Annotated in this window: 18 protein-coding genes; 7 read left to right on the plus strand and 11 right to left on the minus strand. The window is 36.7% G+C overall.

Annotation, left to right across the window (positions count from 1 at the left end; all coding sequences use genetic code 11):
- Positions 1 to 131: 131 nt before the first annotated feature.
- Complete coding sequence (locus AC1DFT_RS06170) at positions 132 to 437, plus strand: hypothetical protein (RefSeq protein ID WP_477918319.1); 306 nt, start codon at positions 132 to 134, stop codon at positions 435 to 437.
- 54 nt (positions 438 to 491) lie between these two features.
- On the opposite strand, the gene AC1DFT_RS06175 is transcribed toward AC1DFT_RS06170, so the two are convergent.
- From AC1DFT_RS06175 to AC1DFT_RS06195, 5 genes are all read right to left on the minus strand, one after another.
- Entirely contained in the window at positions 492 to 1,775 is a 1,284-nt protein-coding gene (locus AC1DFT_RS06175) for a diguanylate cyclase domain-containing protein (protein ID WP_477918320.1), read from the minus strand.
- 58 nt (positions 1,776 to 1,833) lie between these two features.
- The gene (locus AC1DFT_RS06180) at positions 1,834 to 2,454 is read right to left on the minus strand and encodes a nitroreductase family protein (RefSeq protein WP_477918321.1); all 621 of its coding nucleotides are present in this window, start codon (positions 2,452 to 2,454) and stop codon (positions 1,834 to 1,836) included.
- Positions 2,455 to 2,457: 3 nt separating this feature from the next.
- Positions 2,458 to 2,880: a MarR family winged helix-turn-helix transcriptional regulator gene (locus tag AC1DFT_RS06185; RefSeq protein WP_477918322.1), complete on the minus strand. Its 423-nt coding sequence runs from the start codon at positions 2,878 to 2,880 to the stop codon at positions 2,458 to 2,460.
- A 138-nt stretch (positions 2,881 to 3,018) separates the two neighbouring features.
- Positions 3,019 to 3,585 (minus strand): NADPH-dependent FMN reductase, encoded by a 567-nt coding sequence (locus AC1DFT_RS06190; protein ID WP_477918323.1) that lies wholly within the window; start codon positions 3,583 to 3,585, stop codon positions 3,019 to 3,021.
- Positions 3,586 to 3,856: 271 nt separating this feature from the next.
- A complete protein-coding gene (locus AC1DFT_RS06195; RefSeq protein ID WP_477918324.1) occupies positions 3,857 to 4,618 on the minus strand; it encodes a DUF2935 domain-containing protein in 762 nt (253 codons plus the stop codon).
- A 199-nt stretch (positions 4,619 to 4,817) separates the two neighbouring features.
- Here AC1DFT_RS06195 and AC1DFT_RS06200 point away from each other — a divergent pair, with 199 nt between their 5' ends.
- The 4 genes from AC1DFT_RS06200 (at position 4,818) to AC1DFT_RS06215 (ending at position 6,926) form a co-directional block, all read left to right on the plus strand.
- Positions 4,818 to 5,723 carry an AEC family transporter gene (locus AC1DFT_RS06200; RefSeq protein WP_477918325.1) on the plus strand — a complete coding sequence of 302 codons (906 nt, stop codon included), beginning with the start codon at positions 4,818 to 4,820 and terminating at the stop codon, positions 5,721 to 5,723.
- A 145-nt stretch (positions 5,724 to 5,868) separates the two neighbouring features.
- Complete coding sequence (locus tag AC1DFT_RS06205) at positions 5,869 to 6,078, plus strand: spore coat associated protein CotJA (RefSeq protein WP_477918455.1); 210 nt, start codon at positions 5,869 to 5,871, stop codon at positions 6,076 to 6,078.
- The gene (locus tag AC1DFT_RS06210; RefSeq protein WP_477918326.1) at positions 6,075 to 6,341 is read left to right on the plus strand and encodes a spore coat protein CotJB; all 267 of its coding nucleotides are present in this window, start codon (positions 6,075 to 6,077) and stop codon (positions 6,339 to 6,341) included. Before AC1DFT_RS06205 ends, AC1DFT_RS06210 begins: the two co-directional genes overlap by 4 nt.
- A gap of 15 nt (positions 6,342 to 6,356) precedes the next feature.
- Positions 6,357 to 6,926, plus strand: coding sequence for a manganese catalase family protein (locus AC1DFT_RS06215; RefSeq protein WP_477918327.1), 570 nt, complete (start codon positions 6,357 to 6,359; stop codon positions 6,924 to 6,926).
- A 135-nt stretch (positions 6,927 to 7,061) separates the two neighbouring features.
- Here the strand turns inward: AC1DFT_RS06215 and AC1DFT_RS06220 are convergent, their stop codons facing one another.
- A complete protein-coding gene (locus tag AC1DFT_RS06220; RefSeq protein ID WP_477918328.1) occupies positions 7,062 to 8,609 on the minus strand; it encodes a histidine kinase N-terminal 7TM domain-containing diguanylate cyclase in 1,548 nt (515 codons plus the stop codon).
- A 178-nt stretch (positions 8,610 to 8,787) separates the two neighbouring features.
- On the opposite strand from AC1DFT_RS06220, the gene AC1DFT_RS06225 reads away from it, so the two are divergent.
- Complete coding sequence (locus tag AC1DFT_RS06225; RefSeq protein WP_477918329.1) at positions 8,788 to 9,516, plus strand: polysaccharide deacetylase family protein; 729 nt, start codon at positions 8,788 to 8,790, stop codon at positions 9,514 to 9,516.
- A gap of 116 nt (positions 9,517 to 9,632) precedes the next feature.
- Here the strand turns inward: AC1DFT_RS06225 and AC1DFT_RS06230 are convergent, their stop codons facing one another.
- The 4 genes from AC1DFT_RS06230 to dacB form a co-directional block, all read right to left on the minus strand.
- Positions 9,633 to 11,372, minus strand: a complete 1,740-nt coding sequence (locus AC1DFT_RS06230; protein ID WP_477918330.1) for a methyl-accepting chemotaxis protein — start codon at positions 11,370 to 11,372, stop codon at positions 9,633 to 9,635.
- Between the two features lie 208 nt (positions 11,373 to 11,580).
- Complete coding sequence (locus AC1DFT_RS06235) at positions 11,581 to 13,674, minus strand: MMPL family transporter (protein ID WP_477918331.1); 2,094 nt, start codon at positions 13,672 to 13,674, stop codon at positions 11,581 to 11,583.
- 97 nt (positions 13,675 to 13,771) lie between these two features.
- On the minus strand, positions 13,772 to 14,347 hold the full coding sequence (locus tag AC1DFT_RS06240) for a TetR/AcrR family transcriptional regulator (RefSeq protein ID WP_477918332.1): 576 nt from the start codon (positions 14,345 to 14,347) through the stop codon (positions 13,772 to 13,774).
- A gap of 138 nt (positions 14,348 to 14,485) precedes the next feature.
- Complete coding sequence (dacB, locus tag AC1DFT_RS06245) at positions 14,486 to 15,970, minus strand: D-alanyl-D-alanine carboxypeptidase/D-alanyl-D-alanine endopeptidase (RefSeq protein WP_477918333.1); 1,485 nt, start codon at positions 15,968 to 15,970, stop codon at positions 14,486 to 14,488.
- Positions 15,971 to 16,376: 406 nt separating this feature from the next.
- Between dacB and AC1DFT_RS06250 the strand changes: the two genes are divergently transcribed.
- Positions 16,377 to 17,192, plus strand: a complete 816-nt coding sequence (locus AC1DFT_RS06250; RefSeq protein ID WP_477918334.1) for a DUF2785 domain-containing protein — start codon at positions 16,377 to 16,379, stop codon at positions 17,190 to 17,192.
- A gap of 38 nt (positions 17,193 to 17,230) precedes the next feature.
- On the opposite strand, the gene AC1DFT_RS06255 is transcribed toward AC1DFT_RS06250, so the two are convergent.
- Positions 17,231 to 18,490 (minus strand): erythromycin esterase family protein, encoded by a 1,260-nt coding sequence (locus AC1DFT_RS06255; protein WP_477918335.1) that lies wholly within the window; start codon positions 18,488 to 18,490, stop codon positions 17,231 to 17,233.
- Between the last annotated feature and the right edge of the window lie 119 nt (positions 18,491 to 18,609).

An 18,609-nucleotide genomic window follows, 5' to 3' on the forward strand; every position in this document is an offset into this window, starting at 1 on the left:
AATGCTCCAATTTCTACTTCTCCATAAGCATCAATAGGCGGCATGATCAAATCAAATTAGCTGGAATGTTTGTGCGGTTGATAAACGGGTAAACAATGACTGTACGTTAATATGTGAAGGAGGAATACGATTTGGAAAATATGTATAGACACCAAACAGATGACGTTGTACCAGAAACCGGAGATTATACGTGCGAAGAAGGCATTACGAAAAAACTATATGAAGGCGATAAGTTCCCTTCCTGTCCACAAACTGAAATAGCTACTTATTGGAAACATGCGGAAGGCCATGTCCATAAAACTGGAGAAGTAGTGCCTGAATCCGGCACATATATAGATACGAATGGACATGAAATGCCTTTAGTTAAAGGTGATGTTTTTCTAACTTCTCCAAAAACTGGGGAAGAAATTGAATGGCGACATGCGGAAAAACAGTAGATGATTTGTATAGATCTGAAAAACCTCAGCAGACCAATTACAAATGTACTCGGTCTACTGAGGCTTTTTGTTGAAGTATTGATAATGATTGCGCACTTCTTTTGCTTTATAAAGTGCTTCATCCGCAAAACCCATTAGTTTGTCCGAACTCATAGCATCTTCAGGGTATAATGCAATGCCAATACTGGATGTAGCAATAACTTCCTTCCCGTCGATTACATAGGGCTGGCTAAAATTAGAATGCATGCTCTTCACAATTGCATTAACCTTCTTCTTGTCTATATCTTTCAATAAAATTAGAAACTCATCCCCACCAATTCTTCCAATTATATCTTCCTGGCCAATATTTTCTTTCATCCTTTTGGCGAACTGGATAAGCAATGAATCCCCTTTTCCGTGGCCTAGTGTATCATTCACCTCTTTGAACTTATCCAAATCAATGAATAATAAAGCGAGCATTTCTTTTGTCACTTTCGCTTCTTCTATTTTTTTATCCAACACTTCCATGAATGTACTTCTATTTACTACATCCGTCATTGGATCGTGGGTTGCCATATAAGTTAATTGGTCTTCGTAGTACTTCCTTACAGTAACATCGCGTACAATTGCTTGGATAACCATTTCTCCTTCGAACTTTAACGGTATTGCAATGATTTCGACCCAAATGTTTGTCCCATCCATCCGATTCAAACGTTGGATGGTCGGCTCTATTTTGACCATTTCTTCTTGCCGAAGTAATCGAAACAATTCACTTTCGCTCTCTATGTCCCCTATATCAATGTAATCCAATAAGGATGTTCCTATTATATCTGTGTCTTTTTTTGCCCCCATTATATGAAGCGCTTCAGGGTTAACAAATGTGATTTTGCCACTACTTTGAACGATAATAGCATCCGGGGAATATTCGACTAATGTTCGATAGCAATTTTCAGTTAATCGAAGCTTGCGCTGTGTTTTCTTTTCTTCCGTAATATCTTTGTACATTGCAACTGCCAGTATGTCTTTTTGATTTATCGGTCGGTAGGATGCCAGAATATCTTTTATCTCACCATTCTTATGCTTTCTTTTCGTTTCAAAATAAGGGATGCTTTCTCCACTTCTTAATGTATCGAGCTGTTTCTCATGGTCTTCTGAAGTAAAATCATCTTCAAAAAAAGGAATTTTCGACAAGTTTTTTACTTCATCTAAAGACCAGCCTAATATTTTGGTAAAAGCAGGGTTAGCTTGTATAATGGCACCATCTTTTTGCAAAATAAAAATAGCATCATTTGTATTTTCCCAGATTAATAAATATTCCTCTAAGCTAGGATTGGATTCCATAGTATTAAATGTATTCAATGCACCATTCGCTTCCTTTCCTTACGATGAAAGAATTATTACACTTAGTAATATCTATTTAAATAAAAGATACGAATTCACCAACTGGTTTACGGTAGCCTCTTGGTTTTCTACTTTCTATCTTTTCATTACCGATTGTAATCATTAATGCAGGCTCGTATTGATCACTGATATTTAATATTTCCTTTACCTTGTCCGGATCAAAGCCAATCATTGGACAAGTATCCCAACCTTTTTCTTTTGCCGCAAGCATGAACATCATTGCCGAAAGCGATGCGTTTCGAATGGCTTCGTCCCGTTGGAAGTTTTCCCCTCTTGTTTCGTACAACGAAACGGTATCCTCTACCATCAAATCGTATTCTTGTTTATTGACGATTCCAAGCATGAGCAAGCCTTCATTAATAGCTGCTGTGTCTTTATATGCCAGTTTGTCGCCGAGCACGATAATGACCGCGGAAGCAGAATGTACTTTATATTGACCATTTGCAGCAGCACGTATTTGTTCCTTAACTTCTGGGTTTGTTACTACTATATATTTAGAATGTTGAAGATTGAAAGCAGATGGAGCCAATTTGACCATTTCAAATATTTCATTTAAATCTTTTTGAGGAATTAGGTTGTCCTTTAAAAAGTTACTAGCTGAGCGACGTGCTTCTATTAATTTTATAAACTCTGTCATTGCTTAATCCTTCTTTCCCACTCTTTTTAATAAGTCGATGAATAGTTCTTTTTCCTGATCTGTAATACAAGAGAAGATATCTTCAATTACTAATTGATGCTTTGGAAAAATTTCATCCATTAACTTTTTTCCTTCATCTGTTATTTGGATATATACAACACGGCGATCTTCTTTGCAGTCAATTCTTTCGAGTAAACCTTTCGCCTCTAATTTATCCATGACGTATGTTATAGAACCCGAGTTAATGAGAACTGCATCTGAAATTTGTCGTACTGTTTGTTTTCCTTTACTGTATAAGGCTTCTAGTACCATAAACTCTGACATGTGCATATTATAATTATTAATGTCCTTCTTCGTTCGTTCTTGTACTATTTTGGAAGCTTTCATTAATACAACGAAGGATTTTAAAGATAGATTATTTGACACTGGGACCCCTCCCTTTTTTATTTGAAATTAATTATCTTGAATTAAAGATATTATAACTTTTATTTTAAATTGCGTCAAATGAATGATAAAAAAATGCCAAGATGAATACTACATTCATCTTGGCATTTTACATATTAATTAGCGAATAGTTTTTAAAGCGCCGCTCCATGCAAGCACTTGGTCAAGCATTGTATTAGCATTTCCTTCATGGTAATCAGCAGGTTTGAAAACGCTCATGTTTTCGAAATCAGCCATTAATGAAAAAGTTACTGCTGTGCGAACATCTGCTACTTGAAGTTCACCTAGGATTAAACGCATATTTTCATGTGCACGAGTACCACCTAAACTACCGTATCCTACAAATCCAGCTGCTTTGTTGTTCAATTCTGGATTTAAGTAGTCTAAAGCATTTTTTAATGCTCCGCCGATTGCATGGTTATATTCCGGAGTTACAAAAATATAGCCATCGTATGAAGCCATTTTATCAGACCAAGATTTAATAGCAGTGTTTGCTTCTTCTTGTCTTTCCGTAGGAAGTTCTTCTCCTAAGAAAGGTAATTTATAGTTTGCAAGATCTACTAATTCATATTCTGCGTCATTTCGTTTTGTTGCAAAATCATACATCCAGTTAGCTACCGCTTCTGCATTACGTCCTTGACGAACACTCCCGATTACAATACCGATTTTTAATTTTTCTACCGTCATAGTTTCTTCCTCCTGTTTGGCTTTGCCAAATAATTTGTCTAGAAAACCCATAGCTTATCAACATCCTTAATTCGAATTAATGTATCTCATTCCAATACATTTTGAATTCAAAATAACTATAGTTCATGGCAGTGTTAAGTGTCAATTCATCAGCTCACGTTTTTTAATATTTCCATTCGTATTGTTTCTAAAACGATTATGGCTAGGTTCATCATTTGATTGTTCTTCTTCTCACAACAAAAAACCTCCACGAATTGGGAGGTTTTTCTCTTTAAGAAACCTGTTCAATCTTATTTAAGTAGTATGTTTCTTCCCTTAACATATGATCTGCCATAAGCGGCGTAAAGGTTCCTAAGGCTTCTTTTTTTATTTTCATTTCTTCCAGTTCCTTCAAGAATCCTTTGAAAATGGTCATTTCCAACTCTATATCCTCATGGAATTTATCTAATGCCGGGAATTTATCCACATTTGCTCGTAAGTACCCAGCTAATTCTACTGCTTTTAAATAAAAGTCTTCCCATTCTTTCATGAACTGCTGCCCTTTTTCTTTCAACTGCTTTTCCACTCTATCCAGATCCGCATCTATAGCACCAGCATGACCTGCAGCATCGATTAACCATAACAAATCATGATGCAAAGGATGGACTGCCGGAACGTTTTGACCTTTCTCTAAATAGGAGAATACCCGTATAGCCTCTTCTACTTCATTTACCATATGATTGATGAAGGATGGCGGCAAAGAAATCTTTATTTCCCCTACTAAATGGTCTTTTATTAACCATAACTTGAACGCCCGAATCTTTTCACTCGCTATTTTTGCTTTTTGAGCTAACTCAGCAATTCCCTGATTATCTAATGACTTTTTGGAAGTTTCAAGTAATTGATCAAACCGTTTAATAAAAGAACTGGCAATCTCAATTTTCTCTTTCTCACTTGGAGCCAATGAATCATGAATAAATCTTCCGTGATCCCCCAACACTTGCAACCAAAAATGAAGTTCATACAATGCAGATTCTTGAAATGACAAAGCCAATTGAATTCCCCCTTTTACACTATAAAATTATATGCAAAATAAAAAAAACGGTGTCAATATTGGACAAATTCAGTCTAGTTTTCAAATTATTAAAAAAGAATAACCAATTAATGTTATAGTTATTTAATACATAAAAGTGTTTTATTACGGGTGCCAGGCACCTGTAACGAAATTGTAATATATTGACGGGGTGAGTTTTTTGGATTTGTTGTTGATCATTTTACCTGTGTTTATTATCTTTTTCATTGGATTTATGGGGCAGAGATTAATAGGGTTTGATATTAAGTCTATTTCGACGGCGGCGCTTTATCTCATGTCGCCTTTTTTGGCTTTTCGTACGTTTTATACGCATGCGTTAACGATTGATTATTTTTATATGGTGTTAGCTTGTGTCTTGCTTATATTTGGACTTTTCCTGATTGTTTGGATAACTGCACGTTTGATGAAATCTACTCGTCCGCAATTTGCGGCTTTAATGCTCGGTGCGGCTTTTCCGAATAGCGGGAACTATGGTGCGCCAGTTGTTCTTTTTGCCTTAGGTGCTGTTGGCTTTGATTATGCTGTTATTATTATGGTTTTACATGGTTTATTCATCAATACGTTTGGGATCTTTTTTGCTTCTTTAGGGGGAGAGGAAAAGGCATCTTGGCGTCAATCTTTGCAAAGAGTCATACGCATGCCACTCATTTATGCGGCGGCCTTAGGAATCATTTTGCAGTTAGTTGGAGCTTCTATTCCTAAAGCGGTAATGGATGGAGTTGGACTTGTTGCGGATGCTTCTATCCCGACGGTTATGCTCGTTCTTGGTATGCAGCTAGCTGTCATTTCAAGAAAAAGGGTTGCTTATCGTTATGTGTCCGTAGCAATGATTATAAGAATGGTTATTTCCCCTATCATTGCAGCCTTAGTCGTTTATTTTATGCCACTCAATGATATGATCAAAACTGTGTTTATCATACAAGCGGCCATGCCAACTGCTGCGAATACGACGCTCCTTGCACTTCAATTTGGCACGGAACCGGATCTTGTATCCTTCACAACCTTTATCACGACAATTATTAGTATTGTTACCATTCCTTTCGTCTTATTTTTTCTGGGGATATAATCCAAATAAAAACCTTCTTTCATTCTGCTAAATGAAGAAGGTTTTTATTATTTTCGACAAGATTACTGAAAATAAGTTGTCCTCCAGTATTATTTAATCCTTGCCTTCATAGGATAGTCTGAAGGAGTGATTTAGGTTGGATCAATTGCAATTCCGGGGAACATATAGACCCTATATCTCGCCGCGGGACCCGTGCCCACCTATTTTAGTGAAAACTTTTGTTTTACCGCCTCAACTCTTTACGAATTTCCAACAGCCCGGCCTGCCACAAAATTCTCCAGCAGAAGCCTTAAAACAAGGTTCTCTTTGGCCGCAATTTGTGGATGGATTTTCTCGTGAGGAGGGTATTTCATGAATGCAAATGAAGAAGAATGGAACATGTTAAAAAAKGTGCAACAAGCGGATTTTGTAGTAGTAGAACTAACTTTATATACAGACACACACCCTAATGACGTCGAAGCTCTCAAACAGTGGCGTGACGCTATAAAGGAAGCATCTAGGGTTCGAAGGGAATACGAAGCAAGATTTGGTCCTCTTTCTCTTTTATCTGTTCCTTCAACACAGGCACTAGACGTAGGATGGCGCTGGAGCAATACACCTTGGCCATGGCAAAGATGAGAAAGGGGAAAAGCAATGTGGGTTTATGAAAAAAAACTGTTATACCCTGTAGAAGTCACCACTTGTAATCCAATGCTTGCAAAGTACCTCATGGAGCAATATGGTGGTGCAGATGGTGAACTTGCCGCTGCTCTTCGTTACATGAACCAGCGTTACACTGTTCCAGATAAGGTTATTGGTGTTTTAACCGATATATCGACAGAAGAGTTTTCTCATCTTGAAATGCTTGCAACAATGATTTACAAATTAACAAAAGACGCTACGCCTGAACAATTGGAAAAAGCGGGTCTCGGGGCCCACTTTGTCAATCATGGACATTCGCTTTTTTATGAAAACGCTGGCGGTGTTCCGTTTACAGCGACTTATATTCAAGCTAAGGGAGATCCAATAGCAGATTTGTATGAAGACATCGCAGCCGAAGAAAAAGCTCGTGCAACTTATCAATGGTTAATTGATATTTCAGACGACCCTGGTGTTACAGACGCGTTAAGGTTTTTAAGAGAAAGAGAAAACGTCCACTCCCTCCGATTTAGAGAATCCGTAGAAATATTAAAAGACGAAAGAGATCGAAAAAAGATATACTAAATATTTGTTACAGAATTGTTACTGGTGCCTGGCACCAGTAACAATTCTGTAATACAAGCTCCAGATATACATAAAAAATGCTTGATAGCGAGGGAAGCTAATCCCAGCTATCAAGCATTTTCATTGACTGAATGGTTAACAAAATTCTTTATTTCCATACATGTGAACACAGTTTCTGCCGTTTTCTTTTGCTTCATACAAAGCTTGATCAGCTTGTCTGATTAGTACTTGCAACAATAGGCTATTATCGTCCTCTTCGATGAACGCATTGGAAAGACCAAAGCTAGAAGTTATACAAATTTCCTTTCCATTAATGGCCGTATGCTTTGCAAATATATTCTCCCTTAGAAGGTTAGCTAATTCATACGCCTCATGCATAGGGGTATTAGGCATACATAGGATGAATTCCTCGCCACCGTATCGCCCTATTACATCAGTTGCCCGTATGATTTCTTTTGCGATATTCGTCACATGAGCTAATACAATGTCCCCTGCCTCATGACCAAATGTATCATTCACTTTTTTAAAATGATCAATATCAAACATAATAACTGATACATTCCCACCAGTGAAAGCAAGCTCATCTATTATCATTTCCGCTTTTTTCATAAAGAATGTTCGATTAAGCACTTGTGTTAAGCCATCTATACTAGCTAATTGCTTAAGCTTTTCCTGCATATTCACTCTTTCCGTTACATCTGCAAAGGTCATAATCTTTCCTAAATACATATTCTTTTTGTTTTGAATGGATGAAAAACTAATATGGAAGTAAGTAATATTGTCATCTACACTTATTTTAAAATCACATTCCCTGCCAGTATAAATAACGCTAGCAAGTTGGTGTTCATTCCCAAGTATATCCGTCAACGTTTTCCCAATATCACGGGATTGCAACAATGGAATAACTTTTAAGATTGCTTTGTTGTAGTCGACTAGCGCGCCATTTTGATTTATTACAATGACTCCCTCTTTCATGCTTTCAAATACTTTTTCTCTCGCAATTGGAGCTACATTAAACATTTGATAGGATAAAAGTGCAACACCATGAAAGATAAAAGTAATACTCATAGAAACAGGCCCAAGATCAATCCCATACGGACTTAAACCATTTAAATACAAACAACTCGCTAAAATGGGAATAATAAGTCCTACCACCATTAGCAAAATCTGCATTTGGAATCTAAATTGAGATTTTTTCAATTGCATCAACAACATAATAATAGCTATCATCAAACACAAAAAAACAAAGATAGAATGAATATAAAACCAAGGACCATATTCTAATTCTAGAATAGGCGTTGGTCCATCGTAACTTAAGCTCATCGAGGTATAATATAAATGGTGAAGATCATTTGTGTTCAGCATAAAAATAGTCGTAATCGGCACTAAAAAAAGGGCAGAATATATCCACTGCTTTAGTTTTTGTCCTACATAATCAAAACACATGATTAAAACAAAGACCGGTATAAAAGGTAAGGCAAGATACTCCATTCTTAACCAAAATTGTACTTGCATAAAAGTTGTACTTGCTAGCTCAAATGCATAGGAGAGTGTGAAGATAGTCGACAATAACGTTACTAAAAAGTAGGCACGCGCACCAGGTGCTTCCTTAAGCTTAAATCGGGCATACAAACATAAAAAAAAGCTTATCGCTCCAGCTAATATTACTATTAGTATGTACATTAATAGTTATTACTCCGTTTCCAATTAATTCATATTGTTATTTGTATTATATAGTAGCGTTTGTTCCTCTGACTAGTATTTGAGGTAAAAATGACCGCATAATCCATCAGCACAGGTGAACAATAATTATATCGATTATAAACTTCCCTCACTATAGCTTAACTAGGAGGAATGACATATGAAACCTTTAGTATGGAAGATCGGATTATTTGTAGTTTTGATTTTTTGTATTGCTTATGCATCGCAAGCTATGGATAAAGGAAGACCTTATTATGAACAGAAAGGATATGTGCTCTGGGACATTAAGACAGATGAAAAAGTTATTGCGCTTACGTTTGACGACGGACCTCACGCTACTTATACAACGCAAATTTTAGATTTACTCGCTCAGTACGACGCTAAAGCCACATTTTTTGTCATCGGAGAACGGGCAGAAAAAATGCCCGACATAATTCTTCAAATGGGACAAGAAGGTCACGAAATAGCCAATCATACGTATACACATCCCTATAAAATCACCCCTGAAAAACTAGAAGATGAACTAAAAAAGACAAATGAAGTCATTCATGACATCACTGGTACCTATCCGTTATTCTATCGACCTGTAGGAGGAAGTTACGATGACCAAATCATCAACACAGCTGTGGAAAACGGTTATAGAGTTGTCATGTGGTCATGGCATCAGGATACAGAAGATTGGAAATCACCGGGTGTAGATAAAATTGTCACAACGGTTTTATCTGGTGCCAAACCAGGCAATATCGTGCTCTTTCACGATGCTGGTGGAAATCGTTCTCAAACGGTAAAAGCATTGGAAGAAATTCTACCCAAATTACAAGAACAAGGATACGAGTTCGTAACTGTATCAGAGCTATTGGAAATAACAAGTATGAGCTTAAAAAAATAAACATCGGTAGAATGCTTCTATTTGTATGTGAAAAGAGCAAACCATAAGTACAATTGGTTTGCTCTTACCTTTTTCGCTATTATTTCCAGAAGGCTTCGTCGTACTCCCATCCAAAACTATTCGAATTTCTCGATTAGTTCACTTAAGGAACGGGAAACTTCTTGAAGATCTCCGCTCATTTTTTCTAAAGTGCCCATTGCATTAGTTTGTTCTTCTGTAGAGCCAGCTACTTCCACTGTTTGAATGGCTGTATTGCGTGCAAATCCTTTAATATCCTCAAATGCTGCAAGAATCTCCTCAGAACCTGCTGACATTTCTTCAGTAATCGCTGAGTTTTCTTGAATTTCTAGATTTATATTATTAATCATCTTCACGATTCGTTCGAGCATATCTCCAATTTCTTGTACAGATTCTGTTCCTTCCGTTACTTTGGATGTGGTTACAACCATTACATCGCTCACTTCATTCGTAACAAGTTCAAAATTTTCAATGAGTGCTCTTATTTCTTCTGCTGATTGCTTCGATTGTTCGGCCAATTTTTTTACTTCCGCTGCTACGACAGCAAAACCTTTCCCAGACTCTCCAGCGCGGGCAGCTTCAATTGCTGCATTTAATGCAAGTAGATTCGTTTGTTCTGCAATTCCTGTTATGACAACTGTAATTTCTTGGATTTTTTTTGATTGATGACTAAGTTCCTCTACTTTTGTACCTGTTTGAAGAAACATTTCTTTCACTTGTTTTATTTGACTTACAACTTGTTTGGACTCTTCATGTCCTTGACTAATAAATTCAGCAACATGATTGGACGTATTCGACATATCATTCCCGGAATCTGCAATCCGTTGAATGCCGATGGACATTTCTTCAAGGGCCGCTACAGACTCTTCACTATTTTGGAGAGATTTTGCGCTTCCTTCTGCTAACTCAACCATATTTATGTTTATCATTTGGTTTGTTTCTATTGTTTTTTCAATCGTTCCAAATAATTGAGTGGATGATTGGGAAACCGAGTTAGAATGTTTTGTTATTTCACTCATCACAGTACTTAATTGTTCATAAGAAGTCATAAATGCTTTTGCCAATGAGGAGATTTCATTTTCTGATTTAAATTTAATCTTATCCACTTTTTTAGATGCAACGGTCCACTTACCTTTTGCAAAATCCCCTAACGCTTCACTAACTATGCCAAGAGGTGCTAATGTTTTCTTCGTGTATATGTAGAATATGGCGGAAAAAACTAAAATAACAACAAGAAAAATTACTGCTATAAGAGGAATAGTAGTTTTAAGCACCCCACTCTGAATATCCGCTACATTTTCCGCGGCAGTGTCCACTGCCAAAATACCCACAATCTCACCATTGCTATCTTTAATAGGAGCAAAAGCAGATAGATATCTCCCGAAATCAGGGTCATTAATAATTTTTGTACTAACAGATTTCCCATCCAAAACCGGACTGACATCTTCGGGTTTTGTTCCAGTTGTTTTTTGTCCAATAGTTGCCGCACCATCTGCACCTTTTGGATATCCGTCCATCATTATTTCAACTGATTTTTCGTCTGCTTTTAACACATACAGATAAAGTACTCCAGTGCTATCTAATATATTTATAAGCTGATTACGTAATTCCCAATAAACATCATTTTCAACCGGGTCCTCCAAAAACCCTTTATACTTATCCCCATCTACTTTGCTTGCCAAATACTCGACATTTGATACCGCCTGACTCCTTATCGTGTTTTGTATTGTACTAAGCGTGCTCATCGTGAAAAATGTGGAAACTACGACAAATAAACATAACATGATAGTAATAAGCATTAAAGCCATCTTCGTACTTAATGATTTATTTTTTTTCATCAAATCCATCCCCCTAATAATCAACCAAATTTCCATAAAAAAATACTCTCAGTTTAATATCGGCTGATTAGGACCATTATTTGATAAGTAACTATCGGAATATTTAAATTACTGAAAAAATACAATATTATTACGGGTGCCAGGCACCCGTAATAATATTGTAATAAAAAATGCTTGGTACAGGTAAAACCCGTAACCAAGCATTTTTCTATTTTTTGTCTTTTTCAAATAGCACTATTAATGAAGGTAGCAAAATACCTCGAATAAGAAAAGTGTCCAAAATTATTCCTACAGCTACGATAAAGCCGAATACAAATAGAATCTGAATTGGCTGTGTCATAAGCACCGCAAAAGTTGCGGCTAATAAAATTCCTGCGGAAGAAATAACCCCTCCTGTATTTGCCACTGCAATTTGAACGGCATCTTTAACATTATGCTTTTTTCGTTCTTCCAAAAATCTCGATATTAAAATAATATTATAATCAATTCCAAGCGCTACTAAAAATACAAATGAGTAGAGCGGAACCCGGTTACTAATTGTGTCGATATCAAAGAACAGATTGCATAAGAACATTCCTAATCCAACAGCCGCCAAGAAAGATAATAATATTGTACCCATCATATAAATCGGCATTTTGATCGATTTGGTTAAAAATATTAACATTCCAAAGATTAATATAGTTTCAAGCAACACAATTACTAGTAAATCCCGATTATTAATCGTACGATCATCAACTTTGTTTGCCGTTTCGCCCGCAAAGTAAAGAGTCCCTTCGACGTTACTAGCTTCCACAATGCTATTAGCGTTTTCCACCATATCCTCTAAGGCATCCATTGATTCAATCGAATAAGGATTTTCTTTAAATGTTAATTGATACTGAATCGCGAGCCCATCCTCCGAAATTCCTGTTGGACGAACACTGCTCACTAATTTTTGCTTGGAAAGCTGTTTCATCAAATTTTCTTGCATATCAGAGGTAATTTCACCGTCGGACTCAAAAAGTACAGTCGTTGGGGCAAGATCCCCTTTCTCAAAGCTTTGTTCTATAATTTCATATCCAACACGCGACGGCATATCGCTAGGGAAAGATTTAATCGTATCAAATTCATATTTTAGATTGAACATATTTAAAGCCGATATAACTAAAATAATTAAAATGGATAAGGCTGAAATAATAGGTTTTCTCACAACAAAAGATCCAATTTTATTCCACAAGGCATTCTTTCGTACTTCTGTGTCCCCAAACTTCGGAACTTTTGGCCAAAAAGACTTTCTTCCGAATAGCGTAAATAAGGCAGGTATTAAGGTGACCGATGCAAGCATAATGACAAGCATAGTTGTTCCAAAGATTGGGGCAAAGTTTCGATAATCCCCAAAATTCGCAAAAAACAATACTAACATCGCCGCAAGTACGGTACCGCCAGCAAAAAAGACAGGTATTCCTGTTTCACGCATTGCCCACTTCATCGCATCAAATTTACTTTCATGATTCTTTAGTTCTTCTCGATAACGGGAAAAAACAAATAGAGAATAATCAATGGTAGCAGCGAATAACAGGATGGACATGATGGATGTAGACTGTGTCGCTAACTCCAATCCACTTTTACCGAAAATTCCCAATAGTTGGTTAACCACTTCGTAAACAAAAGCCGCGGCTACAAGTGGGATTAATGCAAGTAAGGGAGAGCGATAAATAACGATAAGTAATATTAAAATTATCCCGACTGTTGATAGTAATAAAACGATGTCTGCTCTTGAGAAGAGATTAATCGTATCGACAGCTATTCCAGCTGGACCCGTCATATAAATGGTGGAATCTGTTCTTTCGGAAACTATTGTTTTTATTTTTTCTAAACTTACTTCTAAATCTTTTGTATCTATTGAAGGGTCGAATGCTAGTGGTATCACTACCGTCGCCTTATCTTCGGATAATAACCCAGCAAGCGCTTGTGGCGGAAGGCTACTAAAGGGAATCATATCTTTTAGCCCATTGATGTTGGCATCGCTTACTTCATCTAATGCCTCACCTAGAACGTTGATATTTACCTCCCCGGTTTGAGATTGAAGAACAAGAATTCCAGGCAAACTTTCGGCATCCTTAAAATGTTCATCAATATTTTTTTGCGCAATGACTGACTTTGCCTCTTCCGGTAAAGAAGCAACACCTGACACTTTATATTCTTCTGCACTTGGCGCGAAAATAGCTAACATTAAGGTGATGGCTAACCAAACCCCTAGTGTAATCCACATCCCCTTTTTTGTAGCGATGAAATCCGTAACATGACGTAACACTTTTTTCATTGTTTCACTCTCCTCATTTAAGTGACACTAGTGTCACTTTGAATAAAAAAAACATAACTATCTTTACCATTATGTGTAAAGGTGACAGTTATGTCAATTAATCTTGCTTTAACATTCCATGAGTTAATACTTCCTTTATAGAAGCGACCCATTCTTCTTGAGGTATATTAAAGTGGTTTGGAATTGCTATCGTTTGAAAAGTCATTCCTAACAAAACCGCTGTAGGCAAATGATTTTTAATGACGTTTTCTTTTCTTCCTAAATCAATAAGCCCCTGTAATTGTTGGTACATATCAATATGGTATTCATTCAATCGGTTTTTGTTATCTGTTACTCTTTTCGTTGTATTCGTTGGAATTTCTTGAATAATCTCTAACACTTGATTCATATTACTTTGCTCAAAAATAAAATCGATCAATGAGTCAAATTGAGTACGGAAATCCCCCGATTTATCAAGTTTTTGAAATTCATGCAGAAAACGATTCATTTCGTACATAAGGAATTCGGATATTAACTCGTCTTTATTTTCATAGTATTTATAAATACTTCCTCTTGAAACATCTAAAATAGCCGCTAATTTACTAAAAGTAAATGCTTCATAACCATCTTGAATAATCATTTCCTTCGTCGCTTTAAACAACTGCTCATCTGTAAACTTTCGTTCACGTGCCAACTCAATCACCTCATTATACGTTTAAGTATAGTACATGATGCGCATTTCATAAACAATTCTTCAAACCAAAAAAATGTTACAGAAGTGTTACTGGTGCCAGGCACCCGTAACACTTCTGTAACATTGCTATTTTCTTAGTTATTCATGGTTTGTAATGGTTGTTGCGATTTGGTCTATAACTGGGATGGTGCTTGTTTTGTTCTTTTCGGTTAATACCGTGAAAATTAGAGTTTCTCCACTCTTAGTCTTAGCATAGCCTGAAAGTGATTTAATATTTTCGAGACTGCCTGTTTTCGCTTGTATATTGCCTTTAGCTGGAGCTATTTTCAATCGATTTCGAAGGGTTCCGCCTACGAAACGGTCGGATACTCCCGCAATTGGAAGGCTATTGTAATATGTATTGTACCAAGGCTCCGCGCGAACCTTATACAATAACTGAGACAGCTGGCTAGAACTGACCTTGTTGGAATAAGACATCCCAGATGCATCTTCAAATTTCCATTTCGATACATCTAACCCTATCGACGCTGCGTATTCATGCATAACCAGCAAGCCTGCATCCCAACTGCCTTCTCCATATTTTACCTTGCCCATTTCTTTAGCTAACATTTCAGCATGCGTGTTATTGCTTAGTTTCATAAACGGAATGATCAATTCTTTCAATGGCATTGATTTTCGTGAAACTAAGGCCTTTGCATTTTTAGGGGTAACTCCTTGTACAACTTTAGAAGAAGGCATAAATGTAATACCCTTTTCTGCTAACGATTTTTTAAAAATATCAAGCGCATAAATAGTTGGACTGGTTACTGAAATCCATTCTTTTATCCCAGAAGTTCCTATTGGAGAATTGCCAGTAATAATCACCTTATTAGTCCCCAGTTGACGCGTAATTTTTAATGTATTTTTACTTCCTTTAGGAACCGTTTTGGAATTGTTCACTACATGTAAAACACTTGTAACAGGTGTCATCGTCACTTTTGTCGATTTCCCATTCACTCCTGGTTTTGCTTCCACCATGACAGAGCCCGCATCAAAATCTCCGTTAGGTGAAAGCGTTAGCGCTGAAATGGGAGCAGCATAATAATATGGCTCATCTTCTGCCAATATCCCCGCAGACAAGCGAACATCGTCATACCAAGTATCATCTCCGACTAAATTGCCCGAAACCCTTTTCACTCCTTGCTTCACTAAACCACTCGCAAAATTATCCAAATGGTTTTTCAATAAAGTCGGATCTCCTTGACCCTTTAAATACAAATTGCCATTTAGCGTTCCATTTTTCACTTTTCCATCTGTTAAGACGATAGTAGAAAAACGATAGTTCTCTCCGAGTGTTTCTAGTGCCGCTGCGCCTGTCAGCAATTTTAATGAGGAGGCCGGAGTAATTTCTTTGTCTCCATTATGTTGATACACAATTTCTCCATTCTTGGCCTTTCTAACGGTCACACTAGTTGTTGCATTTTTCATCCTACTATCCGACATAATATTATTCATTTTGCTTTTTAGACTTGCATACGAAGTTGCAGCTTCAACTGATGAATCTTCTGTTAGAGGAACAAATACTGAACTCCCAATCATCAAAGTAGCAACAAAACTAATTAAAATCTTCCCCCACTTTTTCACTATGTACCTCCTAATTTGAATATGTAGTTACAGTTAGTTTACCACGTATTTGTCAGAAAATAAGATGATTTTCCAACTCTCTCAAAAGACGATTCATTTTCCTAATTGACATTTATATAAGCTTTATTTACACTCATATCAAAAATGATAGTCGCTTATAGAAGAAAATGAAAAGTATTATTTATGTTCATACTAAGTTATTGGCCACTTGCCCCAGTTTAAATTCGTTAGCGAACTAGCAGTAACCTAATATGAAGGTTTTTAGTTATTTGAAACATTGCCCTTCATTGGATGAAAAGTTTTGGTCCCTCTTTTGATTTTCCTTGGACCGTTTCTTTAGGAGTAGGTGCAATGTTGCTACTCATTTCTTGGATAATGAAAAAAATAGGAACTTAAGGAGAAAAAAATGGCTACCTTCGAAGAACTATTAAAAAGCATCGTAACAGGAGACTTAGAACTTGTTTCTTCTGACTTTTTAGATGAAATGATTGAAAATATCGGTTCTACAGACCCCATTTTAAGGGATAAATTAATTTACACTGCATTTTGGACATTAATATCTAAGGATCATTTAGATAAACATCAACTGGAATACATCTTAAATAAGCTACTAGCGAATCAATCATTAGTAATGAATATCGAACAGCCTACATCAGATTTTGTATTTACACGATCATTCACTTCTCTTGTCTATGCGGCAGTATTAGAATACGATGCGAGTAAACAGGTAATCAATGCTGATATAGTAAGAAAAGTAATGGATACTACTCACGATTACATGACAAAAGAGAAAGATGTAAGAGGCTATGTGGAACATAAAGGTTGGGCCCATGCCGCCGCACATGGGGCAGATTTGTTAGATTCGCTTATCAAACATCCAATAGCAACGGAAGAGGATGCACGAAAAGTTCTACAGCATATCGCTAGATTTATGACCATTGCTCGTGGTTACCAGGATAACGAAGAAGAGCGCTTGTCCTATGCATTTGTAACGTTAACAAAGCATCATCTTCAAGAATCAGAAATCACTAATTGGTTATTAGAACTTCATCAATTACTTGTTGATAAACAAGCAAATGCTAACGGCGCATTACAACCATATTATGCCCAGCTCGCATTTAAAAACTTTTTGAAATCCACTTATTTTTTACTTGAAAAAAAGGCTCTTCAAGAAAGTTTGAAAGAGACCATCAAACACCTTGTAGTAAAAATACTTTATTAGTAATGCCAGGCTGCTCCAGTATTCTTCGAGCGCCTTTTTTATTTCAATCCTTGTAATTGTATCGGTGAAAGTGCTTTTGTTTGATCAATGTAGATAAAAGCATCATAACGACTTCCGATTTTAGAAGGTACATAATTGCCATATGCCTCGAATTCTGGATTGTACACGACCCCTATTGCTCGATGTCCAAGCCAATTATTGAATAACGATCGGTTCTCCTCATTAAATATTAACAGTTTATTAAATGCACCAGCATTATGTAGTGCATCTTCCCAAGATTCTTTCCTTGCAGGAGGCACCTCTATTTCCTTATATGGAAGCCCCCATTCGTTCGATGCGATAACTGTGCCTCTATGCGTCCCAAAACCAATAGCAAATACATTTTCTTTTTTATTTTGCAAACGTAATATTTGTCCGACATTTACCATCCCGGCAGCTTCCATATCTGTTGCAGAAGCATCTCCGATATGTGTATTATGTTCCCAAATGATTATTTTCGCATCTTTTCCATGGTAATCCATGATCTCATTGATAGCCTCAACCATATGCTCGTCACGCACATTCCATGACAACTCATCACTACGAACCATTGCACGATAGTATTCTTCTGCATTCTGAGCAACCATGGCATTTATTTTTAAATTTAAATCCGTTTCTTCGGTATCTTTATACTTATCTTCATGCGCTCTTATGGAAGTCAACAACTTTGATACTTCGTCTACACATGCTTCCGAAATATTAACGGATGATATTGCATACGTTTCGGGATGGCGATTAAATGGTTCAAAACAAGCAAATGCTTTTTTCGCAAAAGCCAAATCAGTTCCTTGAGGATTTATTTTACTTAAATAAGTAATCACTTCATCTAATGATTCCCATAAACTATATACATCTATCCCGTAAAATCCTACTTTCTCTTCTTTTTGTTCATTGTGTATCTTTAACCATGTAACAAATTCAGCAATTTCTTCATTTGCCCACATCCAAGTCGGCCACCGTTTAAAGGCTTCAAGCGCATGTTGAACATCTACCGGTCCTTCTTTATAACCTTTTATAAACCTATTTATATGCTGAGTCGAAGGCCAATCTCCTTCCACTGCAATAAGTGAGAATCCTTTCTCTTCCATTAATCTTTTGGATAGTTCTGCACGGATCGTATAAAACTCAGAAGTACCGTGACTTGCTTCCCCTAAAAGAACGATTTTTGCATCTCCAATTGCTTCGAGAATAGGTGTTAAATCTTCTTTCGAGTCATAAGCTAGGGCATATTTTTTAATCGCTTCTTCTATTGAAATCAATGGGCACCCTCCTTTTCCCTTTAGTTTGAGTTAGGCATTGGTCTTTCATTCATTATGTTTACTAGTAGGAAAATTATCAAAGTCTAATTCATCGATGCGATTAATATCTTTTGGTATAA

The organism is Psychrobacillus sp. 05T411 (genome assembly GCF_056396485.1).

Bases quoted from the DNA above. Each gene is read 5' to 3' on its own strand.
- AC1DFT_RS06180 (WP_477918321.1), bottom strand. From the start codon at position 2,454: ATGACAGAGTTTATAAAATTAATAGAAGCACGTCGCTCAGCTAGTAAC.
- AC1DFT_RS06190 (WP_477918323.1), bottom strand. From the start codon at position 3,585: ATGACGGTAGAAAAATTAAAAATCGGTATTGTAATCGGGAGTGTTCGT.
- AC1DFT_RS06215 (WP_477918327.1), top strand. From the start codon at position 6,357: ATGTGGGTTTATGAAAAAAAACTGTTATACCCTGTAGAAGTCACCACT.
- AC1DFT_RS06220 (WP_477918328.1), bottom strand. From the start codon at position 8,609: ATGTACATACTAATAGTAATATTAGCTGGAGCGATAAGCTTTTTTTTA.
- AC1DFT_RS06225 (WP_477918329.1), top strand. From the start codon at position 8,788: ATGAAACCTTTAGTATGGAAGATCGGATTATTTGTAGTTTTGATTTTT.
- AC1DFT_RS06230 (WP_477918330.1), bottom strand. From the start codon at position 11,372: ATGAAAAAAAATAAATCATTAAGTACGAAGATGGCTTTAATGCTTATT.
- AC1DFT_RS06235 (WP_477918331.1), bottom strand. From the start codon at position 13,674: ATGAAAAAAGTGTTACGTCATGTTACGGATTTCATCGCTACAAAAAAG.
- AC1DFT_RS06250 (WP_477918334.1), top strand. From the start codon at position 16,377: ATGGCTACCTTCGAAGAACTATTAAAAAGCATCGTAACAGGAGACTTA.